This window comes from Undibacterium umbellatum (genome assembly GCF_014284125.1).
Taxonomy (GTDB): Bacteria; Pseudomonadota; Gammaproteobacteria; order Burkholderiales; family Burkholderiaceae_D; genus Undibacterium; species Undibacterium umbellatum.
Window position 1 is genome coordinate 102,156 of sequence record NZ_JACOFX010000003.1, and the last position, 26,169, is coordinate 128,324.

At 52.5% G+C, this 26,169-nt stretch carries 20 protein-coding genes; 8 read left to right on the top strand and 12 right to left on the bottom strand.

The window, feature by feature from the left end; translation table 11 throughout:
- Positions 1-13 precede the first annotated feature (13 nt).
- Positions 14-1,345 carry a response regulator gene (locus tag H8L47_RS08720; RefSeq protein ID WP_186953201.1) on the bottom strand — a complete coding sequence of 444 codons (1,332 nt, stop codon included), beginning with the start codon at positions 1,343-1,345 and terminating at the stop codon, positions 14-16.
- Between the two features lie 343 nt (positions 1,346-1,688).
- On the opposite strand from H8L47_RS08720, the gene H8L47_RS29395 reads away from it, so the two are divergent.
- Complete coding sequence (locus H8L47_RS29395) at positions 1,689-2,510, top strand: DUF2087 domain-containing protein (RefSeq protein ID WP_222616463.1); 822 nt, start codon at positions 1,689-1,691, stop codon at positions 2,508-2,510.
- A 493-nt stretch (positions 2,511-3,003) separates the two neighbouring features.
- On the opposite strand, the gene H8L47_RS08730 is transcribed toward H8L47_RS29395, so the two are convergent.
- Both H8L47_RS08730 and H8L47_RS08735 read right to left on the bottom strand, forming a co-directional pair.
- Positions 3,004-4,344, bottom strand: a complete 1,341-nt coding sequence (locus H8L47_RS08730) for an ATP-binding protein (protein WP_186953202.1) — start codon at positions 4,342-4,344, stop codon at positions 3,004-3,006.
- Positions 4,344-5,090: a response regulator gene (locus H8L47_RS08735; protein ID WP_186953203.1), complete on the bottom strand. Its 747-nt coding sequence runs from the start codon at positions 5,088-5,090 to the stop codon at positions 4,344-4,346. The genes H8L47_RS08730 and H8L47_RS08735 overlap by 1 nt, the downstream gene beginning before the upstream one ends.
- Before the next feature lie 219 nt (positions 5,091-5,309).
- Here H8L47_RS08735 and H8L47_RS08740 point away from each other — a divergent pair, with 219 nt between their 5' ends.
- Positions 5,310-5,798, top strand: coding sequence for a DUF2147 domain-containing protein (locus tag H8L47_RS08740; protein ID WP_186953204.1), 489 nt, complete (start codon positions 5,310-5,312; stop codon positions 5,796-5,798).
- A 74-nt stretch (positions 5,799-5,872) separates the two neighbouring features.
- Here H8L47_RS08740 and phhA read toward each other — a convergent pair whose 3' ends face one another.
- Together phhA and hppD are read right to left on the bottom strand one after the other, a co-directional pair.
- The gene (gene phhA, locus H8L47_RS08745; protein ID WP_186953205.1) at positions 5,873-6,769 is read right to left on the bottom strand and encodes a phenylalanine 4-monooxygenase; all 897 of its coding nucleotides are present in this window, start codon (positions 6,767-6,769) and stop codon (positions 5,873-5,875) included.
- Between the two features lie 72 nt (positions 6,770-6,841).
- A complete protein-coding gene (hppD, locus tag H8L47_RS08750; RefSeq protein ID WP_186953206.1) occupies positions 6,842-7,954 on the bottom strand; it encodes a 4-hydroxyphenylpyruvate dioxygenase in 1,113 nt (370 codons plus the stop codon).
- A gap of 178 nt (positions 7,955-8,132) precedes the next feature.
- On the opposite strand from hppD, the gene H8L47_RS08755 reads away from it, so the two are divergent.
- A complete protein-coding gene (locus tag H8L47_RS08755; RefSeq protein WP_186953207.1) occupies positions 8,133-8,636 on the top strand; it encodes an Lrp/AsnC family transcriptional regulator in 504 nt (167 codons plus the stop codon).
- A 241-nt stretch (positions 8,637-8,877) separates the two neighbouring features.
- On the opposite strand, the gene H8L47_RS08760 is transcribed toward H8L47_RS08755, so the two are convergent.
- The 4 genes from H8L47_RS08760 to H8L47_RS08775 all read right to left on the bottom strand — a co-directional run bounded on the left by H8L47_RS08760 (position 8,878) and on the right by H8L47_RS08775 (position 13,579).
- Positions 8,878-9,564, bottom strand: coding sequence for a GNAT family N-acetyltransferase (locus tag H8L47_RS08760; protein WP_186953208.1), 687 nt, complete (start codon positions 9,562-9,564; stop codon positions 8,878-8,880).
- A 112-nt stretch (positions 9,565-9,676) separates the two neighbouring features.
- Entirely contained in the window at positions 9,677-10,870 is a 1,194-nt protein-coding gene (locus H8L47_RS08765; RefSeq protein WP_186953442.1) for a multifunctional CCA addition/repair protein, read from the bottom strand.
- Between the two features lie 16 nt (positions 10,871-10,886).
- Entirely contained in the window at positions 10,887-11,600 is a 714-nt protein-coding gene (locus H8L47_RS08770) for a glutathione S-transferase family protein (RefSeq protein ID WP_186953209.1), read from the bottom strand.
- 11 nt (positions 11,601-11,611) lie between these two features.
- Positions 11,612-13,579 (bottom strand): lytic transglycosylase domain-containing protein, encoded by a 1,968-nt coding sequence (locus H8L47_RS08775; RefSeq protein ID WP_186953210.1) that lies wholly within the window; start codon positions 13,577-13,579, stop codon positions 11,612-11,614.
- Positions 13,580-13,612: 33 nt separating this feature from the next.
- On the opposite strand from H8L47_RS08775, the gene H8L47_RS08780 reads away from it, so the two are divergent.
- Positions 13,613-14,191 (top strand): 5-formyltetrahydrofolate cyclo-ligase, encoded by a 579-nt coding sequence (locus tag H8L47_RS08780; protein WP_186953211.1) that lies wholly within the window; start codon positions 13,613-13,615, stop codon positions 14,189-14,191.
- Between the two features lie 3 nt (positions 14,192-14,194).
- Here H8L47_RS08780 and H8L47_RS08785 read toward each other — a convergent pair whose 3' ends face one another.
- The 3 genes from H8L47_RS08785 to H8L47_RS08795 form a co-directional block, all read right to left on the bottom strand.
- Positions 14,195-16,969: a tetratricopeptide repeat protein gene (locus tag H8L47_RS08785; RefSeq protein WP_186953212.1), complete on the bottom strand. Its 2,775-nt coding sequence runs from the start codon at positions 16,967-16,969 to the stop codon at positions 14,195-14,197.
- Between the two features lie 100 nt (positions 16,970-17,069).
- Complete coding sequence (locus tag H8L47_RS08790) at positions 17,070-18,179, bottom strand: TatD family hydrolase (RefSeq protein ID WP_230413666.1); 1,110 nt, start codon at positions 18,177-18,179, stop codon at positions 17,070-17,072.
- Positions 18,176-19,579 carry a nucleotide pyrophosphatase/phosphodiesterase family protein gene (locus H8L47_RS08795; protein ID WP_186953213.1) on the bottom strand — a complete coding sequence of 468 codons (1,404 nt, stop codon included), beginning with the start codon at positions 19,577-19,579 and terminating at the stop codon, positions 18,176-18,178. Before H8L47_RS08795 ends, H8L47_RS08790 begins: the two co-directional genes overlap by 4 nt.
- A gap of 456 nt (positions 19,580-20,035) precedes the next feature.
- On the opposite strand from H8L47_RS08795, the gene H8L47_RS08800 reads away from it, so the two are divergent.
- From H8L47_RS08800 to H8L47_RS08815, 4 genes are read left to right on the top strand one after another with little or no spacing between them, the layout of a single operon-like run.
- On the top strand, positions 20,036-22,714 hold the full coding sequence (locus H8L47_RS08800; protein ID WP_186953214.1) for a ferritin-like domain-containing protein: 2,679 nt from the start codon (positions 20,036-20,038) through the stop codon (positions 22,712-22,714).
- Between the two features lie 48 nt (positions 22,715-22,762).
- On the top strand, positions 22,763-24,007 hold the full coding sequence (locus tag H8L47_RS08805; RefSeq protein ID WP_222616464.1) for a 3-dehydroquinate synthase: 1,245 nt from the start codon (positions 22,763-22,765) through the stop codon (positions 24,005-24,007).
- 7 nt (positions 24,008-24,014) lie between these two features.
- Positions 24,015-25,223: a metabolite traffic protein EboE gene (gene eboE, locus H8L47_RS08810; RefSeq protein WP_186953215.1), complete on the top strand. Its 1,209-nt coding sequence runs from the start codon at positions 24,015-24,017 to the stop codon at positions 25,221-25,223.
- The gene (locus H8L47_RS08815; RefSeq protein WP_186953216.1) at positions 25,220-26,167 is read left to right on the top strand and encodes a UbiA family prenyltransferase; all 948 of its coding nucleotides are present in this window, start codon (positions 25,220-25,222) and stop codon (positions 26,165-26,167) included. The genes eboE and H8L47_RS08815 overlap by 4 nt, the downstream gene beginning before the upstream one ends.
- Positions 26,168-26,169 lie beyond the last annotated feature (2 nt).

Sequence of the window (26,169 nt, forward strand, 5' to 3'; positions counted from 1 at the left end):
TACGTCTACTCATTTACATTTCTGTGGCGATGATGCGGCTAACCTCATCACACTGGCGGGTTGGCAAGGCATTCGATAGGACATCCAAAAGTTGCTTTCCAGTCTGACCAGCATGCGGCACCTGGCTGGCGTAGGCAATACTGATACCACCTGCCTTCTCGCGTTCTGTTCTTGAGGCAGGTATTTTTTGCTTGAGCAAGAGCATGAGTTCATCTCTCAACGTATGGGTCAGAAATGCTGTTGCTTCCTTGCTTAAATCTGGCACGAGCAAGGCAAATTCATGCTCGGCGATACGTGCCGCCAAACCATTGCGGCGGTTGGCCTGCACTAGCAAAATCCTGGCAATTTCTTGTAATATCTGATCGCCAGCATGGCGTTCTGCATGGTGGTAGCAATCTTCACGTTGATGGATGCGTATCTGCAAAAGTGAAACTGGCATGACAATGGACAAACAGTATTGCCAGCATTGTTCCAGAGTTACTTCAAAACGTCGCAGATTGGCCAGATTGGTCAAGGGATCGCAGTCTGCCGCCAGCAAGCTTGCATGATGCTGCAATTCTGGTTGGCGGTCCCTCAGTAAGCCCACATAATGGCGTTCTTGTAAAAAGACCGAGGCCAGGGTCAAATCCATATTGAGGGCTTTGCCGCTGCTATGCTGCACGCAGACTTCGCTGGGGCCGCAGTGGGTTGGGCTACTGATGTTAAGGTCGCTGTCTGTTGAAAAAAATTTGAGGCAACTGGCAGGCTGGCGTTCACTTAAAAGTGAAGTGATGGATTTGCCTAGAACCTCATCACCGGTGTAACCCAAGCCAGCATGGCAAGCCGGATTGCTAAATGTTATTTGGCCCTTGGCATCCAGCAAGACCACTGCCTCGGACATATTATCGACAATGAGTTTGAGTTTTTCTGTTTGCTCTTGCTGAACCAGCAGGAAATGCTGTTTTTGTAAATGCATTTTTACCCTGATCAATAACTCGTCCACGCGTAGTGGCTTGCTCAGGTAATCGACAGCACCTGCCGAAAAACCTTTGGCGATGTCTTCGGTGCTATTGGCAGCAGTAATGAAAATGATAGGGATTTGTTCAGTTGCTGCCTCATTCTTGAGTCGCCTGCAAGTCTCAAAGCCATCCATGCCTGGCATCACGACATCAAGCAAGATCAGGTTGGGCCGTACTTCGTGTGCGATCAGCAGCGCCTGGGCTCCTGAAGTTGCAGCATAAATCTGGTAACCCGCTTGTTGCAACGCGGCATACAACAAACCTATATTCGGCGGCGCATCATCGACGATCAGTATGCTGTCGTTTGAGGCATGGCCATGCCCTTCGCTTGCGGATTGATGAATCAAAACTCTCCCCTTTTACACCACGGTGTTTGGTCAGAAAGTAAATAATGATTTGCTTATTATCAGGGTTTAGCAGAGAAGCAGCTCGGTTTCAAGACATATTCACGAAGTTAAAGATGGTTGACGTTGTTTTTATACTGGCCTACAATCACGGCAGGTGCTAAGGGGCGCCTTCCCGCACAAGAGGCTCTCACCCTGCAAATGCACATCCATATTAATGTGATAATTGCCATGTTTCGTTTGACGTCAGCGGGTCGTCGATAAGCGAACTGGAGTTCATCATGTTATCGTCATACTACCCATCATTGTTCATTGCCCTACAGCCCATATTGACTGGAGCTACAGCATGAACGCACTTACTACAGAAATCAAAACGCGTGCTCGTTTATTGCAAAAATTGCTGGAGACACGTAATACCGCAGCCAGCAAACGCGCCCTGATCTTAAGCCGCCAGCGCAACTGGGAAATCCCTGAAAGCTGGCAACTCAAGCACTGCATGAACCTGGCTGCAGCCGACGCCGGTTTTCAGAACTGGGAACATGCCCGCATCGTCCTCGGTGGCGAGGCCAGACCTGGTGAAGACATGGGGGACTTCTGGCATGGTCCCGAAGTGGCTGTTTTCATCAATCACTGGTATGCCAGTTATGCCGAAGCGCAGCAGCAATTGCGGGCTAATGAAGCTGGTTATTTGCTGCCCTATCGCTGTCAATATCTGGTCGTTACCGGTGATTATCTGCAGGCGCTGGGTATTAGTGCTGCACCTGAATTCTGGAATGTTATCGGGCATGATCTGGTGCAGGGTTATGGAAGCGCAAGCTGGCTGAATCTGGCGCAGCAGCGACTGCAATCCAGTCGCACGGAACGTTTCAACGCGAACTGGGATGCTACTAAAATCATGCTGGATTTGCAGTCTACTGACGTTGAAGCTGAGCGGGTGATGAAGTCCTTCGTCAAGAACGGGCGTCTGGTGAGTATTCCTGAGCAGCGTAAAAAACGGCTGGTGATCTTGCGCTGGCTGGTGGAGCAATTACAGTTTGAACGGCGTTACGTGGAGGCTGATATCAATGCGTTTTTGCTGCAGTTTCATGCTGATTTTGCGACCTTGCGGCGGGAGTTTATTATGAATGGCTTGATGGAGAGGGCGGAGGGGGAGTATTGGAGGGTGTGATCGGCATCTTGGCATTTTGATGCATATCGACTAAACGACTTTTTATACTTACCTGGCTGCTAGGCCTTCAATTAGACAGCAATAAGTTTAGCGTCATTCCAGCGTGTTTTTGGCTGGAATCCAGCGTCGTTCGTTGACTAAAGCGATTGCCCTTCGTAGTACCAAGCCGGGTCTCGGCCCGGCAGCCGAAATTCTTTCTTTGCGTCGCCAAAGAAAGAATTCAAAGAAAGGCGACCCAGGCGTAGCCGCCCCTAAAGGGGTTCCCGTTTGTGCAGTACAAAAAATGGGAAATGCCCGAAACTCGCTGCGCTCAAACACGGGCATTTCTAATCCATTTTCTGTACCGCACAAACGGCGTCTACACATGGGAACGGCAAAAGTCAAAAACAACTGCAACTGCAACTGCAAAGTCAAATTCAACAGCAACCCCAACGTCAAATTCAACGTCACCACGGCCGCCACTCACATTCTTCGCGATAAATTGCACACCGATTTACTCCACACCAGCCTGCAAAGGCAATCTGACACTCACAGCCAAACCCCCACCCTCACGATTGGCAAAGCCTACTTCTGCATGTAGCTGTATAGCCAGTTGCGCGACGATAGCCAGGCCAAGACCTGCGCCACCAGTCTCACGGTTGCGGGAGGATTCGAGTCGTACGAAAGGTTGCATGACGGCGTCCCACTGGTCTTCGGGGATGCCGGGGCCGCGGTCTTGTACGGTGATGACGGCACACTGCTGGTCGCTGCCCAGAATAACTTCTACTTCGCTGCCAAACTTGAGGGCATTGTCAATGAGGTTGCCCAGCAGGCGTGACAGGGCCAATGGGCGGGTTTGTAGAGTCTGGCCGCTATTGCCTCGCAGGCTGACCTGCTGCCCGGTGTCGCAATAGTCTTGCACCAGGCTGCCTGCGAGGGCGTCGAGATTGATCTTGCTGCCGGCTTCCTGGTCGGCTTGTAGTTGATTTTGTACCTTGGCATAAGCCAGGCCTTGTTCTACCAGTTTTTGCATGGCTTGCAGGTCTGCCTGCATCTTGTCGCGATGGGTATCGTCTTCCATCAGTTCGGTACGCAAGCGCAGGCGGGTGATGGGCGTTTGCAGGTCGTGGGTGATGGATGCGAGGATTTGCATGCGTTCCGCCAGATATGTATCTATGCGTTCTTGCATGTTCTGGAAGGCGGTTGCGGCACGGAATACTTCACGCGGTGCCCGGGCAGGGAACTGTGGCCTGGCACCTGGCTTTACCATCGCATCGGCTGCTTCAGCCAGCATCGCCAGCGGGCGTGTCGCTGTCCTGACTGCCAGCCAGGCTGCCAGCATGACGATGGCAAGCTGTACGCAGAGTAGCGAGAGCATGCTCCACTGTATGGTGTAAGGTGATGCGGTGAGGCGAATAGTGATTGGTGCTCCATCGCTCAAGGCCAGATGCAATTGCAGGATTTTTTTATCGCCTTCCGTACTTACGCTGATCCTGATCTTTGCTGGATGTTCGAGGTTATTTTTAATGGCCTCTATGGCCTCGTTGGCAATGTCCAGATCTATGCTGTCCGTGGCATCCGCAGGGGCCGCCTGCAAAGTATATTCATAGTTGTTGCGGGCCAGTTTGCCCAGCCAGGCCTGGCGTTCGCTGACTGGCAGGCGGTCGAGAAAGGAAATCGCATTGGCGACATCCTTGCCTACCGAATAGACCATGTGATTTTTCCTGACCTGCATCTTGTCCCATTGCGACGAGGCAAACGATAGTGCATAGGCCATCAGCAGGGCACTCAGTAAAATTAGGCACAGGCGACCAAACAGGGTGTGCGGCCAGTGCGGGCTTTCGATGAGATGCATCAGACTTCCTCATGTGCGGTGACTTGTGCACAAAATACATAACCTTCGCTGCGCACGGTTTTGATGTAGCGCGGCTCGCGCGCATCATCACGCAAGTGCTGACGCAGGCGGCTGACCAGCAAGTCTATGGAGCGTTCGAACAGATCGGCATCGCGGCCCTGGGTCATGTTCAGTAACTGGTCACGGTTAAGCACCTTTTGTGGATGCTCGACAAAGACTTGTAGCAGACGGTATTCAGCCCCGCTGAGTGTCACCATGACACCGTCTTTATCGAGCAGATGACGTGCCAGGGTATCGAGTTGCCAGTCACCAAACTGCAACATCGCTGGTGGTCTTTGTTCGCGCAGCTTGGGAGGCAGCATGCGCGTGCGGCGCAAGACCGCTTTGATCCTGGCCAGCAATTCGCGTGCGGCGAAAGGCTTGGTCAGATAATCGTCGGCACCCATTTCCAGTCCGACTATGCGGTCAGTTTCTTCTGCACGTGCCGTCAGAAAAAACAGGGGAATGACTCTGTGCGGGCCAGAGCGCAATTCACGACATAGGCTCAGGCCATCTTCGCCCGGCATCATGATATCAAGCACGATGAGGTCGATGGCACTTCCTTCGAGCAAGGCGCGCATTTGCTTGCCGCCTGCTGCCGTGCTGACCTTGTTGCCATTCTTGCGCAAGTACAGGGCAGTCAGTTCGCGTATTTCTGCATCGTCATCAACGATGAGGATGTGATCCGGGGATTCAGTGTTTTCCATGCGCTGGACTTTGCATTCATTCTTGATGGTTCGTTCATGAAGCTTTATAGCCTAAATCGCGGCAGGGACAAAATCTTTTGTATCCCAGTGTATCTGAATGCCGTCGGCACATATGTAGATGCAAATAAGGCATTTCCTGACATGTGCCAGATACCTTGCTCCTGTCTAATGATCTTGCCGTGATGAATTCATCACTTCTATAAATCAAGGACAGTCAACATGAAAAAGCAAATTATCCTTATCACCACTTGCGCCACTTTATTGATGAGTGCCTGGTCTGCACAGGCACAACAAGCAGGTTTGTCTGATTATTATCTGGCATCGGTGGAGGCTGAAATCCAGGGCAACCAGCAAACCAGCAAGCAGGGTGCAGTTGCAGGCACCTGGCTGACGCAGAGTGGCAATCTGGAAGTAGAAATTGGTCAATGCGGTCAGGCTTTGTGCGGCAAGGTCAGCCGGGTGCTGGAAGCATCTGCTGCGCCTGCAATGGGCAAGACGATCATGGCAGGTCTCACTCCTACCCTGTCTACCAAGGCCGCCACCTGGTCAGGCAAGATTTTCAACCGTGCTGATGGCCAGACTTATGATTGTCAGATGCGCATGCTGAGTTCAACCGAGCTGGAAGTCACGCCCTACAAGGATAGTCCTGAAAATGGCCGCAGCCAGGTGTGGACGCGCGTATCCAATACCGTTACTGCGCAAAAATAAAAAATGGGACATCGTGCTTGATGTCCCATTTTCTTTTTACATTGAGGCTGGTTTGTTGCTGACTGATTGCTGGCTTACGGCAGCAATTCAACTTCACCTGGCAACAAAGTATTGGCTGGCAAGGCATCGAGTCGTTTCAGGCGCTCATAGTAGGGCGTGAAATCTGGTGCCGTGCCATCAAACAATTGCTGGAAATTGTCGATGACAAAATAGGTTTCCTGGAAGCTGTCTATCTTGTACAGAGTTTGCAGGCAGCGTTCGATCTCGAGGCGGATGTGGCGCGAAGGTGTGCCAGGCTTCAGGCAATATTCGACTTCACCGCCAGATGACAAGATGCCTGCGCCATAGATGCGCAAACCCTTATCAGTTTTGATGAGGCCAAACTCCACCGTGTACCAGTACAGGCGTGCCAGATAATCCAGGCCGCCCAGCTTCATCGCTTTCAAGCCACCCTTGCCATACAACTGCATATAGTCAGCAAAGACAGGATTGAACAGCAGCGGTACATGACCAAAGTAATCATGGAAGACATCGGGTTCAACGATGTAATTGAATTCTTCAGGCTTGCGCAACCACACGGTGATAGGGAAGCGGCGGTTGGCCAGGTGTTCAAAGAAAGTCAGTTCAGGGATCAGGCCAGGCACGGCGACGATGCGCCAGCCAGTAGCGGCAAACAATTCTTCTGAAGTACGATCAAATTTTGGTATGCCACCCGAGGCATCCATCTTGTGCAGGGCTTCGATGAACTCATCGCAGGCACGGCCAGGCAAGAGTTCCATCTGGCGCTGGTAGAGCTTGCGCCACAATTCGTGTTCTTCTTCTGTGTAGGCATCCCAGTCTTGTGCTACGACGTATTGCTCGTCGGCTTTTTCATAGTTGCCGCGCAGGGCTGCGCCATTGGATTTTTCAGCAACGGTGGCGAGGAAATCGTCGTTGCTGACAGTAGTAGCGGAAGTAGCGATAGTATCCATATTTTTCAGTGAAAAAGGCCGGCATCAGATGATGACCAGCCTCTTTCATATCTCCATTAGCTGTTAGCGAAATCAGACAGTTGTTTCGTCTTTGATGACGCCACGACGGATCTGATCAAGCTCAATAGACTCAAACAGAGCGCGGAAATTACCTTCGCCAAAACCCTGGTCGCCCTTGCGCTGGATGATTTCAAAGAAGATAGGGCCGATGACCGTGGTCGTGAAAATTTGCAACAGCAATTCACGCGATGTTTCTGTGCTCTTACCATCGATGAGGATACGCAGCTTGCGCAATTCTTCCAGATTTTCGTTATGACCAGGCAAGCGACGGTCAACCAGGTCATAGTAAGTTTCTATGGTGTCCTGGAATACGACGCCATTGGCTTTCATACCACTCACTGTGTCATAAATATTGTCGGTGCCCATGGCGATATGTTGCACGCCTTCACCGTGGTACAGATCCAGGTATTCTGCGATCTGGGATTTGTCATCCGAAGATTCATTGATAGGAATGCGGATTTTGCCGCAAGGTGAAGTCATGGCTTTGGACTTCAGGCCTGTGTGTTTGCCAGCGATATCGAAGTAACGGATTTCGCGGAAGTTGAACAGGGTTTCATAGAAATCCGCCCATTCCTTCATGCGACCACGGTGTACATTGTGGGTCAGGTGGTCGATATAAGTCAGGCCCTTGCCAACTGGGTTGGAGTCCACACCAGGGAGTGCCACGAAATCAGCATCGTAGATACTGATATTGCCGATGGCGCCTGCATCTGCGCCATCTTTGCCATGCCAGCGGTCAACGAAGTAAATCAGGGAATCACCGATGCCTTTGATGGCAGGGATATTCAATTCCATAGGGCCGGTTTTATTGTCAAAACCCCAGGCGCCCAGTTCCAGTGCGCGTTTGTAGGCAGCGTTGGCATCCTTGACGCGGAAAGCGAATGCGCAAACGGACTGGCCATGTTTGCGGGCAAATTTTTGTGCGAAAGAATCAGGTTCAGCATTGATGATGAAGTTCACTTCGCCCTGACGGAACAGTGTCACATCCTTGGTGCGATGCTTGGCTATCGCGGTGAAACCCATGGTGAGGAATAATTCGCCGAGTGCTTTTGGATCGGGTGCTGCGTACTCGATAAACTCAAAGCCATCGGTACCCATAGGGTTTTCCCAAGTTTGGATTGTCATGCCTGTCTCCTCAGTGTGATCATCAGTGTCCGCTGCAACTAGCCAATTTAAGACTGGCTTTGATGTAGCTCAAGCTCTCAGTATAGTCTGCAAAACGCGCCATATAATTGCAAAATAACCCAATGATTTATTGATTTGAGCAATAATATTGCTAAATTTATTTAATATGGGGCAGATTATGCTTGAGGTTGAACTGGATAAGATAGACCGCAAGATCCTGGCGATTTTGCAGGCAGATGGCAGGCTCACCAATCAGGAAGTGGCAGAGCGCGTTAATCTCTCGCCCTCCCCCTGCCTGCGCCGCATCAAGCGCTTGGAAGACAGCGGCGTCATCCGCAAATACGTGGCCTTGCTGGAACCCGCCAAGATAGGCCTGGGCCTGCTGGCTTATGTCAATGTGCGGCTGGAAAAGCATAGCGATAATCCCGGCAAGGGCGCTTCACGCTCACCCCGTGATGACTTCTCGGCCTCGGTAGGGCAGTGGCCAGAGGTGGTGGCCTGTTATGCCATGACGGGGGAAATGGATTATCTCTTGCGTGTGCATGTGGAAGACATGAATCACTTTTCGCGCTTCATGATGGAGACCTTGTTGCGGCATCCGGCGGTGCTGGATGTGAAGTCTAGTTTTGCCTTGCAGCAGATTAAGGATACGACAGCCTTGCCGGTGGTGGTGGGGGTATAAAGAGCACTGACGGAGGCATCCTTAATATACTTAAGCTTCAAATTACGACTTGTACCTAGATTTCTAGATATTCAAGTAATCGACGATTGAGACACAGAGAAACCAGGTTTTGCTTTCCTCTTGATCTTCTCTGTGTCTCGGTGGTGTAGCCGGGACTTCGTGCGGTATGCCGCGCGCCTGCGTAACGAAGACTGCTTACAAGCAGTCTTTCCATCCTCTGTGGTGAAAGGTCTTGGCTTAGCTACTTCGACCCACCCTTCATCCCCGGCAAATGTCTGAGCCATTTGGCAGCAGCGCGGGTATTTGCCTTGATGGTGTAGTCAATCGCTGCAACCTGTTCTTGCATGGCTTCTTTCAAGACGCTGGCGGCGTCGGCGGGCAGGATCTTCAAGTAGGCGTCGGCTTCGCCGTATTCGCGGTGGATTTCCATACCAGCTTTTTTGGCGATGTGTATCATGGTTTGATTCGATGACAGGCAATGCATGTACAAGGTGTCAATATCATCATTGCGGCAGTGAATGGCACCGCGTTCAAACAGTCTGGAGCCTATGCCCTTGCCGCGTGCTGAGGTGGAGACAGAAACGCCAAATTCGGCGACCTTGTCTTTATCCGTGGCTTCATCATCCTCGGCGCGTGGCGCATAAGCCAGGTGGCCGACGCCGACGACGCGGAAATGGTGGCTGATGACGCCGAATACCTTGTCGCGGGAGAAATCGATGCCGTCTACATATTTTTCTATCATGGCATCCGGGAGATAAGTGCCAAAGCGTAGTAAGCGGTCACTTTCTTCGAGTCCAAGAAAATGTCTCAAGATGCGATGCCTGTCCTTTTCTGATAATTCCTTGACGAAAATGGTGGATTGCGATGGCTTTTTGGTAGAGTCTAGCAAGTGTTTTGGATCTTCTGGAAAAACGTCTGACGCATTCATAGCAGCTCCTTATGGGTAGCTTTTGTGCACTGCACAATGCATTGTAGATGATCTGTTTCGATTATTCCAGAAAAGCGCTATTTTTGAGAATAAAACTTCTATTCTGTCCCATTCATACGCTGGCGGCTTCCAGAGCTGCGATTCTGGCTGCCCGTATTGCCACTGGAATTTGTGACGGGGTGTTGACATATTGCCCTGCAATTTCACCGCCATTGACTTGTTGTGCCACTTCCAGCGCCTTGCCTAGCCGGGTTTGTGGTGCATATGTCTCGTCTGTCTGCGCATACAGGCAGGCTGCTGCACTCAATACGTCGAGGAAGCGCTGGGGTTTGCGATAGGCATCACAGCGCCCCAGTAAATCGATGATATCGGTAGCAGGCAGACTGATGGCTAGATTGATATGTAAATGCTCACGTGCCAGCATGACGGCGAGGTCGCGGCATTCTGCCGGTACTTTCAAGCGCTGGCTAATCGCATCGGCCACGGCCATGCGTTGCTTTTCTAGCGCCGTAGCGGTTTGCTCATTGACCTGATCTGCGGTCAGATCGTGCAAGAGTACGGCATAACGTGTAGTCAGCGGCTGCTTGTTTGTTGCCGTTGCATCCAGCAATTGCATCAATTGCTCAGCCCGGCAGGAGTTAGCCGCGGCCGGTATATTCCATTGTCTATCAATCTCGGGTAATAAGCGTTGCAGTGCGCCGCAACTGCGCAAGACTTCAAACATACGGGAAGGACGCACTTCCATCAAGCCGCGTGAAATTTCTTGCCATACACGTTCTGGCACCAGGGCATCAACTTCACCAGCGGCCACCATGGTTTGCATGAGGGCCGTGGTTTCTGCGGCTACGCTGAAATCTTGAGGCGGTGTGGCAAAGCGTGCTGCGAAGCGGGCCAGGCGCAATATGCGTACCGGGTCTTCACAAAATGCCATGGAGACATGGCGAAACACGCGGTTTTTCAGATCTTGCAAACCACCGTAGGGGTCAATGATATTGCCGTCATCATCCTGCGCCATGGCATTGATGCTGAGGTCGCGGCGTATCAAATCCTGTTCCAGCGTGACATTGGCATCGGTGTGAAAGACAAAGCCCTTGTAACCGGCGGCTGTCTTGCGTTCAGTGCGAGCCAGCGCATATTCGTCATGGGTCTTGGGATGCAGGAATACCGGGAAATCTTTACCGACAGGCAAGAAGCCCTGGGCCAGCATCTCTTCTGGCGATGCGCCTACCACGACGTAATCGCGGTCTTGGACTGGATGACCGAGCAAGGCGTCGCGTACCGCACCACCAACTATATAAGTCTTCATGTAGCCGTTGCCGTTCTTATTCGCCATGACGGTTGTCATGACCGGGCATGGATTCGGTTTCCATCAATGCTTCCCGCACCCATAATGCGACTGCAGGGTGTGCTATCACGCGGTCGACATAGGCTTGCAGGGCTGGTGCCAGTGAGACACCATAAGTGCGGAAGCGCATGACCACCGGCGCATAGAATGCATCGGCAATAGAGAATGCACCGAACAGGAATTCATGGGCGCCGTAGGATGCCAGACAATCTTCCCAGATTTCACTGATGCGGCCTATGTCCGCTTGCGAGCCTATTGTGCGGCCCTTGCCAAACAGGTCGGCACGGATATTCATTGGCATGTCAAAACGCAGTGAAGAGAAGCCGGAATGCATTTCGGCACAGATGCTGCGCGCCGTGGCCCTGGCAGCGACATCTTCTGGCCACAGATTAAGTATGGAAAATTGTTCGGCCAGGTACTCGCAAATTGCCAGTGAATCCCATACAGTGATTTCACCCGCCAGCAAGACTGGCACACGACCGGCAGCAGAGTATTCAGCAATGCGGTTGGTGGTATCTGGCTGGTTCAGCAGTATGCGTATTTCTTCGAAGGGTATACCAAAAGCCTTCATCAGTACCCAGGGGCGCATGGACCAGGAGGAATAATTTTTGTTGCCTATCACCAGGCGCAAACCGGCCCGGTGCTGGTCCAGCAAGGCGGCCAGTGCAGGTTGCATTTCAGTATCTTGCATGATGTCTACACTTAAAGATTGGCAGGAACATCGGATTCAGTGGCCGTCATGCCCTTGGGGACGACCATGCCCAGACGTTTCTTCAGTGACTGCGGTTTTTTCTCAAACAGGGCAGCGTAGTAAGTCGCATTCGACAATACGTTTTTGACATAGCCGCGGGTTTCATTGAAAGGAATGGTCTCGGCAAAAATGGCTCCTTCCACCGGACGTGTCAGTTTGGAACGCCAGGCGCGCGGGCGGCCAGGGCCAGCGTTATAAGCAGCGGATGCCAGAGCCTGCGAGCCACCCAGGTCGGTCAATACCATGTTCAGATAATTGGTGCCAAGCGCAATATTGGTTTCCACATCATTGACTTGGGTAGGTACAAAATTACCGAGGCCAATCTTCTTGGCAACATAGCGCGCAGTAGCTGGCATCAATTGCATCAGGCCAGATGCACCCACATGCGATTTGGCATTCATGATGAAGCGTGATTCCTGGCGTATCAAACCATATACCCAGGCCATGTCCATGCCCAGTGCCTGGGTAGTCTTGTACATGCTGTCGTTGAATGGCGTAGGGTAACGCTGGCTGAAATCCAGTTCACCCTTGGTGCGGTCGGAGGTGTTGACCATGCGGTCGAGTAAGTTGTTTTTCCTTGCCAGTTCGGCTGCAGCCAGATGCTGGCGCTCGCTCATCTTGCGCAACTCCCAATTCCATTCACGCGTGCCTTCGAAGCGCAAATTCATGGCATAGAATTTCAGTGCCCTTTGCAAATTGGGATTTCTTTCCATCGGCGCCAGCTCTTCTGGCGTTACTGGTTTGACGGTGCCGGGGACACCTATTTTTTGTCCCTGTTCTTCCAGGGCAAGTTGACCATAGAAATGCAATTGATCGGCGATGCTGGCGAACTGGGCGCGCGCTTCTTCATGCTTGCCTTCGGCTTTTAATGCGCGGCCATACCAGTAAACCCAGGCCGGGTCTGCCTTCAGGCTGGCAGGCATGGCGGTGATGCTGGACTTCACCAGCTTCCAGTCCCCTTCACGCAAGGCTGTACGGGTGCGCCATTGATGGGCTTCTTGTGTCAAGACTGCGCCTTCGGCTTTTTGCCAGTAAGCCAGGGCTTCCGGTTCCAGTTTTTGTGCGGCTTGCATGGCGATCTGCGCCCAGCCCAGGGCTTTTTCATTGTCCGTGAATAAGTTCCTGTGACGACTCAGGGTTTCTGCTGCCTGCTCATGATCAGATTTTGCCAGGCGTCCCAAGGCAATCAGATACAGTTCGTGGGCGGCATGCCCGGCATCCGGGGCTTTCTTTAGCATGCCAGCCGGTTTGTCCACGGCTTCTGTAACTTGCTTTTCTGATACATTCAGCAATTTACCCAGGCGTTGTGCCAGTGGCAAGGCGCCGTTTTCTGCCGCCATGCGCATTTGCGCCCACAAATCATCCTGGTTGAATTGTCCATTCGTCGTCAGGTAAGTGACCAGGGCATAGCAGCCTTCTCCATAGTCACGCGGGCTATTGAGCAAATTGCGCGCTTCTGTTGCCACTTTGTGCTGCTTTACTGCCTTGGAAAGCAAGGAATAGCAGCGCAACTGATTATCATCTGCGACAACAAATTGTGGATATTGCTGATCAAACAAGTCCCATTCGCCACGCCTGCCCAGCAGCAAGAGCCAGTCATTGCGTAGCCGGTCAGCGATGGCGCTACCTTCATACTTGCTGATAAAGTCACGGAATTCAGCGTTGGTCGTTTTTACCAGGCGTGAGCGCAGGCGGTAATAATCGACATAGGAGAGGATGTCATAATTCTTCAATGCCGCTGCATGTTGCTCGGTGCTGGCGGCGTCTTCATGGAAGGCGGCATCACGCAAGGCCATGAAACGGTCATCATCATTGGCAATCAGGCTCCTTTTCGCTGGCGCTGCATAGGCGAAAGGACTTGTTGCGAAACCTGCTAAGATCATCAGGCTAAGACCAGCTAAACTTTTTTTCACAGACATCTTTTGACAGTTTGAGATTACATTTCTGACAGTATGACACAGCCCAAGAATAGCGCACACAAACTCAGCGTTGAAACAGCGCAAAGCCGCACTGAATTGCGTCAGTTTTTGCGACAACAACGCCAGGCCATTACGCCGGAACAGAAAAGCTTGCTGGATGCTGAATTGGGAAAGCAATTGCTGTTATGGTGTCAACAAAATACACCCGCCAGCCTGGCTGTGTATTGGCCGATACAGGCAGAACCGGACTTGCGTCCCTATTATCAGCAATTGCAGGAGCAGGGCGTGCAACTGGCCTTGCCGCTGGTGATAGCCAAAGACATGCCTTTAAGCTTTTTGTCCTGGCAGGCAGGGGATGCCATGACAGTCGATTCCTATGGTATTGCCATTCCGGCGCACGGGCGTCTGGTGGCGCAGCCTGAAGTCTTGCTTATCCCTTGCCTGGGCTGGAATGCGGCAGGCTACCGCCTGGGTTATGGCGGCGGCTTTTATGACCGTACTCTTGCCGTTGCACCACGGCCCAGGGCGATCGGTATGGCCTATGCCTGCACCCAGGCAGAATTTGCAGCGCAGGAACATGATATTCCCATGGATTGCATAATCTCCGCCTGAGTTCTAGTTCTCCTTGGCGCACCAGACTTGCCACATGCTGCGATAGGCATTTTCTATCTTGCGGCAGAAGCCTGCTTCATCCATCAATGGGCTATTTTGCATTTGCATACGCAAGCCAGCACGTATGGTGATGAGCTCCGGCAGATTGCTGGCAAGGCTGACGACCTTGTCCACATATTCTTCTTCTGTCCTTGCAATCCATTCAGGTCGGCCCAGGCCGCTCAATATGCTACTACCCAGCCTGCCCATGCTGGGGCGAGACGCCAGGGTGACAAAGGGAATGCCCAGGTACAGGGATTCGAACAAAGTCGTACCAGAGTTGTGCGGGAAGCAATCCAGTCCGATGTCTATGCTACGGATAACATCCCATGGCGGACTGTGAGCGCCGATTTGCAAGCGGCTGCGGTCTATCCCCAGGGCCACAAATTTATCTTCCATGGACTTGCGCATGGCTTCATCCTTGAAGTTGCCACTGTCTATCACCAGCCGTGAATTCTCCAGTTTCTGTAATATGCTGGCCCAAACCCTGATCACCTTGTGATTGATGCGCACGGCACGGCTAAGCGTGCCTATCGTGACATATCCGTTTGTCAATGCGGGCAAGGTGTTGTACATTCCCATGCCTTCTGCAGGACGATAGACCAGCGATGGCGTTTCGACGCGCCAGACTTGTTCAGCAAATAAATGATTTGCCTCTGGTGGCGCGAAAATCGCATCGGACAGCATATAGTCTATCGCCGTCAAGCCTGTCGTATAGGCATAACCCAGCCAGGTGATCGAAACCGGAGCTGGTTTGCGGGCCATGACGCGCAAGCGGTTATTACCTGTATGACCAGCGACATCGACGAGGATATCAATACCGTCGTCACGTATTTTTTCGGCCATGGCATCATCGCTCAGATGCCTGGTTGGTATCCAGTGATCCACATGCTTGCGATAACGTACACTCACAGCATCTTCTGACGCGAGTTCAGCATAGGCATAGATCTCGAACTGGCTCTTGTCATGCTGAGCCAGCAATGGTTCCAGGAAATGCTGGACCGGGTGACGCCGCATATCCGGTGAAACATAGCCTACCTTCAAGCGACGTGCTGGCTGCTTGCTATTGGTATGCGGGTGCCATTGCGGGTAAAAATGCGCTACAAAGCGGCGTTCATATTCCTGATAAGCGGCAAAAATTTCTTCTGCACTCAGGTCGGGATGATAGTTCAGGGAAAACAGCAGATTGCCATAGGCTTCAGAGAAATCCGGTTGGCATTCCAGTGCCTGGCGATAAGCAGCAACTGCTTCAGGGATCATGCCCTGATCGTCGTACAACACACCCAGGCAATTATGGGCATGGGCTAAATCTGGCTTGATTTTTATCGCTTGATCGAAACAGGTACGAGCTTGTGTCGCCCGGTTGAAGGTCATGTGTAACTGACCAAGTTCAAGCAAGGATACGATGGAGTTGGGGTCCAGTTGCAGGGCTTTTTGGTAACAGGTTTGCGCGTCGTCATAGCGCTGTTGTTCAAAAAAGAGTTGGCCCAGATGGCTGTGATAACTGGCATTGTTTTTATCCAGATCCAGGGCTTTGCGGTAACTTGCTTCTGCTTTGGAAAACTGTGCATTTAACTTATAAATCTGTGCAAGATTGACATAGGCAAGGGCAAATTTGGGGTCCTGCTCCAAGGCGCGTTGATAATAACTTTCCGCCTGTGCAAGATCCCCTTGATCCAGGAAAATTAAGCCAAGATTGCCAAGCGCTTGGGCAAAAACTGGTTGCAGTTGCAGAGCTTGCAGGTAGCAGTTCTTTGCTGCCTCGACTTGCCCCTGTTCTTTTAAAACCACGCCCAGATTGTAATGAATGATGGCCTCTTGTGGAAGAGAAACCAGCATCTGGCGATATATGCTCTCAGCCTCTGCATAACGAGAGGACTGCAAATACAGATTTAACAGGGCATCCCTTGCTGCCGTATTGGCGGGCTGGCGTGTCAGCAGGTTTTTTAATACATTTTCTGCTTCCTGCTGTTTACCCTGTTGCTGATACAGGTTGACCAGGAAAAAATCCGCAGTTGTCATCTCGGTCTGGCAGGCAATCGCGTGCTGGAAACAAGGCTCGGCATCCAGGTAGCGCCCCTGTGCTGCGTGTATCATGCCGAGATTGCAATAGGCATAATAATGCTGGGGTTCCAGTTTTAATAATTCTTCATAATGATGGGTGGCAGCACTGAGGTCATCGCGCTGCTGAAAAAGCATGGCCAGATTGAAATGCGCATGTCCAAATTGCGGATTGAGTTCCAGGGCGTGCAGATAAGCCTGTTCAGCATCGTGGTTTTTCCCTTCCAGCGACAGGCTGACGCCGAGATTGAAGTGGGCGATGATATTGCCAGGTTGCCGGGCCAGGACATGTCGGTAACATGCTATCGCTTCCGCAAAGCGTGATTGCCCATCCAGGCACAGGCCAAGATTGATCCAGGTTTCCAATGATTCTGGTTCGCTTTCCAGGACAATGCGATAGACAGCCTCGGCTTCCGGCAACAAGAATTTTTCATACAGCTTGTCAGCCAGGATATTGGCAGGCAGGTTTTCAGCCGGGTCAAGTTGCAGTTTTTCGTAGGCTACGGCGATGGCATCATGATGCCCGGCAAATACCGGCATTGTTGCGACATTGCTGGCAACTGTTGCTGGTTCATCCGCTGCCAAGACCGGGCCGGGTTTTTTAGGAGGGGCGCTAACTTGTTGGGGTTCGGGCGTTTCTTGTGATTTTGAAAAAGTTTTTTTAAGCCAGTTCAACATAAGCGTCAGTCTTCTTTGCTGGTAGAAAATGACGCTTATTTTAACCAGTAATTGTTTAAACTGGCGAAAGTAAAGGTGATCCGGGTCGTGGCTAGCTGGCTTAACGGATAATGTCAGGATTCAAGACTTCTTCATCCACCCTCGGTGTTTGTCCGCGCAACACCGAATTGCCGCTATACAGGGTGCGCTGGTCTATTTTGGCTGGCTGGCACCAGTGGGCCTCCTGCATTTCCTGGTTCAGGCCGTACACAGACAATGCGTTGGCATACACCACTTGATGAATGACTTCGGCAGAGATACCGCGGCTGGCCATCAGGCGGGCGGACTTGGGTACGGCCAGCGGATCAGACACGCCCCAGTCGCAGGCAGAATTGACGATGATGCGTTCAGGGCCATATTGGTTGACGATGTCGGCCAGCCTTTCATTCCCCATCTTGGTGGATGGGTAAATCGTGAAGGCGCACCAGTAGCCGCGGTCCAGCACTTCCTGCACAGTCTCTTCATTATTGTGGTCGATAACGCAGCGTGCCGGATCAAAGCCGCATTCTTCCAGCACATCCATGGTGCGGGTGGTGCCGCGTTTTTTATCGCGGTGTGGCGTATGGATCATGATGGGCAGTTCAAATTCTATCGCCATGGCGATTTGAGCACGCAGGGCCTTGTCTTCGAGTTCTGTCTGCTCATCGTAGCCAATTTCACCGAGTGCCACTACGCCTTCCTTGCCCAAGTAACGAGGCATGATGTCCAGCACCGCTTCTGCCAGTGCCGGGTTATTCGCTTCTTTGGGATTAAGGCCGATAGCGCAGTAATGACGTATGCCAAACTGCCCGGCGCGAAAGCGCTCGAAGCCGGTGATGGTGGAAAAATAATCGATGAAGCTGCCTACATTGGTACGCAATTGCCCCAGCCAGAATGCCGGTTCGATGACGGCGACAATGCCGGCTTTGGCCATGGCTTCATAGTCATCGGTAGTGCGGGCGATCATATGCGCATGCGGGTCTATCATCATGCCATTGCCACCGCTGGCGAGTTGGCGGAATGCCGTCTGGCCCTGTTGCAATTGTCCGGCCTGGGCCAGCAGGTTTTGCAGCATCTGCGGTGTGATCGTGCCATTGCAACAGGGGCAGGTGACGGCACGGTCAGAAAACATTTCATCCACGATCGTACTGTCGGCGACAAAGTCGCTTGAAAATTTACCGTTGTCATTCATTTGCCAGCTCCTGAGTTTGCATTTTCAAACATGATCTTCAAGGCGATGTCCTTGATATCCGCTGCATGGACTTCATTCCTGCCATCTGCTGACGGGCGATCGAGTATCAGCAAAGGCCCATCGGCTGCATCATCCACCGGCCTGCCGTGTGAGCCTTGTACCAGGCTGGCATCCAGGCCAATGACATTCATCAGGCTGCGAAAACCCAGCATGCGCTTGCCCAGCCGCCATGCCACTGCCAGCTTGGGGAAGCTGATATTGGTATCGACAAACAGCTCAGCCGGGTCATAGCCGGGTTTGCGGTGGATTTCTACCGTGCGGGCAAAGTCAGGTGCCAGCGCATCATCCTGCCAGTAATAGTAAGTGAACCAGGAGCGCTTGTCTGCCATCACTACCAGTTCACCTGACCGGGGGTGATCCAGCCCTATGGCCGCACGCTCACTGCCAGCCCAGATGCCTTCTACACCAGCGACATTGCCGAGCAACCTGCGTACTGGCGCAATCAATTCTGGCCTGGAGATATATACATGGGCAAACTGATGGTCAGCCACGGCATAGGCGCTGGAGGCAATCGGGTCGAGTAACTCTGCGCCATCCTCTTCGCGCACGGTCAGGTACCCCGCTTCACGCAAGATGCGGTTCAGGTGTATTGGTCTGTCAACGGCAGTAATGCCGTATTCGGACAAGACCATGACACGGCGGCCAGCCTTTTGGGCATGGGCGATCAGGTCACCAGCCACGTCATCAATATCGCGCAAGGATTGTTGTACTGCCGGATTGCTCAGGTCTGGCCCATGTCTTTGCAAGTCATAGTCCAGGTGCGGCAGGTAGACCATGGTCAGGGTCGGGTTTTTTTCTGTGATGGCCAGCTTGGCGGCGTCAGCAATCCAGAGGCTGGACTTGATCGTGGTGGCCGGGCCCCAGAACTGGAATAGCGGGAAGGCACCGATTTTTTGTGTCAGTTCATCGCGCCATGCTGGCGGTGTCGTATAACAGTCCGGCAGCTTGCGCCCATCTGCCTTATAGATGGGGCGAGGGGTGATGCCATAGTCATGGGTCGATGCCATGTTGTACCACCAGAACAAATTCGCGCATGTGAATTTGGGATCACGCGCCTTGCCTGCTTCCCAGATTTTTTCTCCAGTGACGAGTTTATTGGATTGCCGCCAAAACCAGATTTCTGCCAGGTCGCGGAATAACCAGCCATTGCCGACGATGCCATGTTGCTGTGGCGATAGCCCGGTCATGATGGTGGCTTGCACGGTGCACGTGACGGCTGGTGCCACGCTTTTTAGTGGCAGCATATTGCCGCTGGCCACCAAGGCAGACAGCCTCGGTGTCAGCGCACCCAGCAGACTGGGGGTGAGGCCTACGATATTTAATATCAACAAGCTTTGCATGAGTAAATTTTTGCTTATTCATACTACGGTGAAGTCCGGGAGCGCAGTACATCTTGCCACCAGTCAGACGAATAGTCGCACCAGCTTAGCGACGTATTGTTTCCTTATTATTAATTTAATCCTGGCTTTGTGCAATAGCTACTTGCTGGAAAGTATTCCTTAAAAAGAAATGTTGCATGGAAAAGATATTTCAAGAAAAGATGCCGCGAAGCTATTGCATGTTTTGCACTATTGTTTCAATATTGGTAATTATGTTTTCTGCAATGTATATGCAAGGATGTACGGAAGGCAATGGACATTTCCGGCTCAGTTGAGTGGAATGTCACTGTTTTTCGGTATTGCAACGGCAACCCCATGTACTTCATCAATCTTTTCAGGGCTTGCGCAAAATCATCTCGGGCTGTCACGGTTTTGCGTTATCCGGTATCGATTGGTGCAACCACCACAGGAGAACCAATGAGCTACCTCAGTCCGCCCCGTTTAGTGTTTGCCGGCCAGTTCCAGGCCGATGTGTCCACCATCAACAACGATCCCGAGCATTTCGATACAGCGCGTTTCCGCTCCAATTACCAGATGCCAGGTCCTGGCGCGACCAATGGCTGGTGGAACCCTAACGGCACCGGCTCCTGGCGTTTCCGCAATTGCGTGGTCACCAGCGTTGTCTACCGCGATGGCAGCACTTGTTCAGATCCCAGTCTCGATCCCGTCATCGGCCTGGCCGTGAATGGTTCAGACACCAGGGTAGAAGGCAAGCTGGTGGATCTTGATAGTGAACAACAAATGGTGTCGGAAATCTGGGGCTTTTCGGTCAACCTCGGTAGTGAGGCCACAGGCATGGGTTTCCAGAGCCGTTTTGCTGTCGCCCCGTTTGCCGATATCTGGGTCAATTATCCACCCGGCCAGCCAGACTCTTTTTTTTGTGCCTATTATCAATCTGTGCTGGAACAAATCAAGATCACCGGTGCCGGGCCTTCGCGCTTCTTGAATGAATTGCTGGCCGAGAATAAAAATCCAGACAACTTCAGTATCAAGTTCAATGTCGATAGTTTCGACGATACCATGTCCTCGCCCAATTTTACCTTTGGCCGCGTGGTGGGCAGCATAGGCTTGCATGAAGCGAAGGAGCCGCGCCATTTTGTCCCTGGCCGCCGCCTGTGGGCAGTGCCTGGGCAAACCGCCAATGATGCGATAGGGCAAATTGTCGGTAATGTATTGACCCTTGATCTCGGCAATAGCCTGCCCATCAAGGAACTGGGTGGTGCGCGGGCCGACTCCGGCAGTTTGACGGTGGCTTTGTTGCCTAACGATGGTGCGCCGCAATTGCTGGCTGAAGTCAATTACATGGGCCAGCGCTGGTATGAAAGCACGGCGGGTATAGTCTCCATCCCTTTGAACAGCACGCAACTGGCGGCGGCTGCCAATACACCTCTGGGACTGGTGGCCAATGCCACCCAACCCTTGCTCGCGGAAGCACCGAATGGGCAATGGGTACGTGCCGACAATTTTGTTTTCAGGTTCAATCCACCAGAAAATCAGACGGTTACATTTTATGCCAGCAGTTTTGGTCAGCCCCTGGGAAACACCAGGATCAGCCTGGGTTACGATTCCAGCGCCATGGAAGGGCAGATCAAGCAAGGCCCGGTGCCCGGCCCGCAAAAAGTCGGCACCCCACCTGAGGCGCTCACTTTCCAGCCGAGCATCATTACCGATAGCGACGGTACCGCGGAATTGAGCTTGAAAGCCTCGGACCCCGGTAATCCGCGTGGCTATATCGATGGCCAGGTATATGGCATCACTTACCAGATAGGCAGTGCCCAACCTGCCACAGGAAGCGTGGGCAATGGTGCGCTGAGCCTGAATGTACTGGTATTCAGTGGCTACACCATTCCTGATAAGCCAGACTGGTTATGTGATGTGCGTCCCATCTTTCAGCAATACGCCGATCTGTATCCCATCATGCACAAGATCGTTGACCTGTCGAATTACGCCAGTTTGACGAACAAGATTTTTGCACTGAAAAATGTCTTCAGGGCGCCGGTTTCTGACCCCAACTACATGCCCGTGACACGTGACCTCTCCACCAAGAAACGCGAGATGCTGCAAAAGTGGCTGGACAATCCTGTGTATATGGAACTCGATTCCGTTCCTGATCTGCACCGTGCCCTGCAACAGGCCATAGAGCTGGAGCATGCAACCATACCGCCTTACCTGACAGCGCTCTACAGTATCAAGCCAAATGCCAATATCGAAGTAGCACAATTGATACGCAGCGTGGTGATGGAAGAAATGCTGCATATGGCTCTGGTCGCGAATTTGATGATATCCATCGGCGGCAAGCCCAGCTTCAATCGGCCCAAATTTGTACCTGTTTATCCCGGCTCACTGCCAGGTGGCTTGCGTGCAGATTTGAGTGTGCGCTTGCGCAAATGCTCGATTGATCAATTGCGTGCCTTCATGTCCATAGAACAGCCCGAGAAAACCATAGAGCCGGTGCATTACCGTGCCAGGGAGGGTGAACCTGTTGATACATCCAAGTACACCATAGGCTGGTTCTATGATGAAATCAAACAGACCTTGACGGAACTGAGCAATGCCGGTCAGATCAGTTTTGGCAATGCCGACAAGCAGGTCACAGAATGGCATGGCACAGGCAAGTTATTTGCGATTACTTCACTGGCCGATGCCTGCCGTGCCATTGATGAAATCAAACGTCAGGGTGAGGGTGCCGGAGCGCGTCATCCAGGCGATGGTGATGGTGAATTGTCCCATTATTACAAGTATGCCGAAATCGTCAATGGTCATCGCCTGGTCAAGAATGAACATGGCTTTGCCTATAGCGGCGAAAAAATTCCTTTCGATCCAGATGGTGTCTGGCCGATGATGGATGATCCCAATCTGGCGATGTATCCCCAGGGTTCACGCGCCCGCATTTTGCAGGAACAATTTGCCCGCACTTATCAAGCCTTGCTGAATGGCTTGCACATCGCCTTCAATGGCGAACCAGAAACACTGGGGCAAGCCGTGGGCCTGATGTTCTCATTGGGACTGGCAGCACAGCAATTGATGGCTACGCCTTCAGGCTTGAACGATGGCACCAATGCCGGGCCCAGCTTCCAGTTGCCATTCCCAGGTTGAAGGAAGGCTTGAAGGAAAAAACGTGGATAAACCAGGAAAGGATGTATCGTGAAACTGGCTGAACTGAACCGGCTGCCCGATCTGCAAGTGGTCGCGCCTGCAACTGCGCGGACAGGCTGGCAACAGCAACATGTGCGCGTCGATTACACCTTTCCCGTGGTTTCCACCCGTGATGCCTTTGATATTGCCAATCCAGATTTTCGTGCAGTGGTGACTTTGCGTGAACCGCAGCGCAGGCACAGGCTGGCGATTTTCCTTGATGAAGGCTTGGCCAGGGCCATGCCCGGCCTGGTCGAGCAGATACTTGCCTATCTGCGCTTTCATCACGAAGCCATGGAATTGGCAGGCGAGATCTACCTGCTGCCTGGCGGTGAAGTCTGCAAGAATGATGCAAGCCTGGTGGAACGCCTATTGCAGGCTCTGTCAGAGCGGGCAATAGACCGGCATTCTTATTCCATCGCCATTGGCGGTGGCGCAGTGCTGGATGCAGTGGGCTATGCCTCTGCCATCTTCCATCGCGGCGTGCGGCATATACGTTTCCCGACTACGGTGCTGGCGCAGGATGACAGCGGTGTTGGTGTCAAAAATGCGGTCAACTGGCAAGGGCAAAAAAACCTCATTGGCACCTTTGCCCCACCCTGGGCAGTCATCAATGATGCACGTTTCATCGATATCTTGCCCTCACGTGAAAAGCGGGCCGGGCTGGCAGAAGCCGTCAAGGTTGCCCTGATACGCGACCATGCATTTTTTCTCATGATGGAAAAGCAGTTGCCCGCACTGGCAGCATTTGACAGCAATGTACTGAACGTAGTGATCACCCGCTCCGCCAGTTTGCACATGCACCAGATTGCCCATGGTGGAGACCCCTTTGAAAGCGGCTCGGCCAGGCCGCTGGATTATGGTCACTGGGTCGCGCATAAACTCGAACGCCTGACTGCACATGCGCTATCGCATGGCGAAGCGGTCGCCATAGGCCTGGTACTGGATGCACGCTATTCCTGCCTTGCAGGTTTACTACCAGAAGGGGAAGACGCCCGCATTCATCGCTTGCTGACGCAACTGGGTTTTGATCTGTGGCATGCACAATTACTGGCGCAGGACGAGCAAGGTGACTTGCTGGTATTGCAGGGCTTAAGAGAATTCCGCGAACACTTGGGAGGCGAGTTGACCATCACGCTGCTGGCCGCCATAGGTAGTGGTGTAGAAGTCCACGAGATGGATGCAGGGCTGGTGCGCGCAGCAATAGACTGGTTGCACAGCAAGCAGGCAAATTCAGTTGTCCTGACCGACTGAGGCTGACATGCAATTATCCCTGCCACCGCAAAACGTGCATTTGACCTACTGCACGAATATACACGCAGGTGAAAGCTGGGATGAAGTGCTTGCCAGCCTGGAAGAAACCATACCTTTGCTCAGGGAAAAACTGGAGCTGGTCGCTGACCAGGCATTTGGCATAGGTTTGCGTCTGTCTGCCCAGGCAGCCGATAGCCTCATCATTCCGGCCAGCTTGCAGGAATTCAAAATGCAGTTGGCACGACTGGGCGCCTATGTCTTCACCATCAATGCTTTTCCTTACGGGCCTTTCCATGGCGTCAGGGTCAAAGAACAAGTGTATTTGCCAGACTGGCGCGATACCGAGCGTTTACGCTATACCAGGCAATGCGCCCACATTCTGGCTGAGCTTTTGCCGGAGGATGTGGAAGGCAGTATTTCCACCGTGCCCGGTGGGTATAAATCAGAAGCGCAAACAGCCGGGGCGCAACAACAGATTGTTGAGCAACTGATAGCCGCAGTCGCCATGCTGGCCGGACTGGAACAAACAAGTGGCAAATGCATAGCGCTGGCATTGGAACCTGAACCCTGCTGTTTTCTGGAAACCATGGACGAGACCGCAGCTTTCTTTTGCGGTCAATTGTGGACAAAGGACAGCATAGCCAGGCTTGCAGAATTATGCGTCTGCACGGAAGCACAAGCCGCCCGCCTGATGCGCCGTCATCTGGGGGTTTGCTATGACGTTTGCCATGCCGCGGTTGAATTTGAGGACCCGGTGAGTGCCATGCAAAGCTTGACAGAGCTGGGCATACGCATACTCAAGATACAGTTGTCCTGCGCCTTGCGCATCCCTGCCATGCATGCAGGGATGGTGAATGAACTACGGCGTTTTGACGATGGCGTGTATCTGCACCAGGTCGTGGTCCATAATCAGGATAGCTTGCAACGCTATACCGACCTGCCTGCCGCACTGTCGGCTTATCAGGCTGGTCAGGCTGATGGCGAATGGCGTGTCCATTGTCACGTCCCGATATTCTGGGACAGTGAAGAGCAATTGGGTTCAACCCGGACTGATTTGCTGGCGACCCTGCAAGCCTTGCGCAAGCAGGGGCTTTCCAGCCATCTGGAAGTGGAGACTTATACCTGGGATGTCTTGCCCGCACATTTGAAAAATGAATCCAAAGCCCATGCAATTGCGCGTGAGTTGAGCTTTATCATGAAAGAACTGCTGACATGAATACTTTAGTCATGAATAACAGCCGCCTGGGCATCTACTTGCGATTGGGTAGGGTGTCCAACCTGCCCACCGTATGGACCAATGTGCTGGCTGGTGCCATCGTCGCAGGCAGCATTACAGGCCGTCCCTTATCTATCATACATACGCTGCTGGTCATGCTTGCGATATCAGCTTTTTACTGCGCGGGCATGTATTTGAATGATGCATTTGACCGGGAAATCGATGCCCGTGAAAGACCGGGGCGACCCATTCCCTCAGGCCAGATCAGCGCAAGTGCGGTGTTTGCCATCGGCTTTGTCTTGCAAGTTGCGGGCATCGCCATACTCAGTTATTACGGCACCTGGGCGATAGTTTGCGGTTGTGCACTGGCCGCTACCATCTTGTTGTACAACGTCTGGCACAAGGGCAATCCTCTAAGTCCGCTGATCATGGGACTGTGTCGCGCCCTGGTGTATTTTGTCGCTGCTGCCAGCGTGATGATGGTAGAGCTCACTACTTCAGCCGAGCATTCGCTAAAAAACACTGGACTGTTCAATACAACCGTGGTCCTGGCAGCACTGGCGATCTGGGCGCATGTAGTGGGTCTGACTTATGCAGCAAAACAAGAGAGTCTGAATCGTTTGGGTAGTTTGTGGCCATTGCTGATCTTGGCATTGCCCGTGCTTTTGTATGGCAGCAGATCTGTCACCAGTTGGACCGATGGTGGCCTGGCTCTTTTGATGTTGCTGGCCCTGATTGCGGCAGACATCATTGCCGTGCGCTTGTTAATCACCCGCCATATCGCAGGTGCGGTACCCAAGGCCGTAGCGCAATTGATTGCTGCAACTTCGCTGCTGGATGCATTGGTCATCGCCATCGCTGGTGGCGGTGTTGCTGCCGTGGCGTTTTGCCTGTGTGCCTTTGTCATGACCAGGGTTTTGCAGCGTGTCATTCCAGGAACCTGATC

Bases quoted from the DNA above. Each gene is read 5' to 3' on its own strand.
- H8L47_RS29395 (WP_222616463.1), top strand. From the start codon at position 1,689: ATGAACGCACTTACTACAGAAATCAAAACGCGTGCTCGTTTATTGCAA.
- H8L47_RS08730 (WP_186953202.1), bottom strand. From the start codon at position 4,344: ATGCATCTCATCGAAAGCCCGCACTGGCCGCACACCCTGTTTGGTCGC.
- H8L47_RS08735 (WP_186953203.1), bottom strand. From the start codon at position 5,090: ATGGAAAACACTGAATCCCCGGATCACATCCTCATCGTTGATGACGAT.
- H8L47_RS08740 (WP_186953204.1), top strand. From the start codon at position 5,310: ATGAAAAAGCAAATTATCCTTATCACCACTTGCGCCACTTTATTGATG.
- phhA (WP_186953205.1), bottom strand. From the start codon at position 6,769: ATGGATACTATCGCTACTTCCGCTACTACTGTCAGCAACGACGATTTC.
- hppD (WP_186953206.1), bottom strand. From the start codon at position 7,954: ATGACAATCCAAACTTGGGAAAACCCTATGGGTACCGATGGCTTTGAG.
- H8L47_RS08755 (WP_186953207.1), top strand. From the start codon at position 8,133: ATGCTTGAGGTTGAACTGGATAAGATAGACCGCAAGATCCTGGCGATT.
- H8L47_RS08760 (WP_186953208.1), bottom strand. From the start codon at position 9,564: ATGAATGCGTCAGACGTTTTTCCAGAAGATCCAAAACACTTGCTAGAC.
- H8L47_RS08765 (WP_186953442.1), bottom strand. From the start codon at position 10,870: ATGAAGACTTATATAGTTGGTGGTGCGGTACGCGACGCCTTGCTCGGT.
- H8L47_RS08770 (WP_186953209.1), bottom strand. From the start codon at position 11,600: ATGCAAGATACTGAAATGCAACCTGCACTGGCCGCCTTGCTGGACCAG.
- H8L47_RS08775 (WP_186953210.1), bottom strand. From the start codon at position 13,579: ATGTCTGTGAAAAAAAGTTTAGCTGGTCTTAGCCTGATGATCTTAGCA.
- H8L47_RS08780 (WP_186953211.1), top strand. From the start codon at position 13,613: ATGACACAGCCCAAGAATAGCGCACACAAACTCAGCGTTGAAACAGCG.
- H8L47_RS08785 (WP_186953212.1), bottom strand. From the start codon at position 16,969: ATGTTGAACTGGCTTAAAAAAACTTTTTCAAAATCACAAGAAACGCCC.
- H8L47_RS08790 (WP_230413666.1), bottom strand. From the start codon at position 18,179: ATGAATGACAACGGTAAATTTTCAAGCGACTTTGTCGCCGACAGTACG.
- H8L47_RS08795 (WP_186953213.1), bottom strand. From the start codon at position 19,579: ATGCAAAGCTTGTTGATATTAAATATCGTAGGCCTCACCCCCAGTCTG.
- H8L47_RS08800 (WP_186953214.1), top strand. From the start codon at position 20,036: ATGAGCTACCTCAGTCCGCCCCGTTTAGTGTTTGCCGGCCAGTTCCAG.
- eboE (WP_186953215.1), top strand. From the start codon at position 24,015: ATGCAATTATCCCTGCCACCGCAAAACGTGCATTTGACCTACTGCACG.
- H8L47_RS08815 (WP_186953216.1), top strand. From the start codon at position 25,220: ATGAATACTTTAGTCATGAATAACAGCCGCCTGGGCATCTACTTGCGA.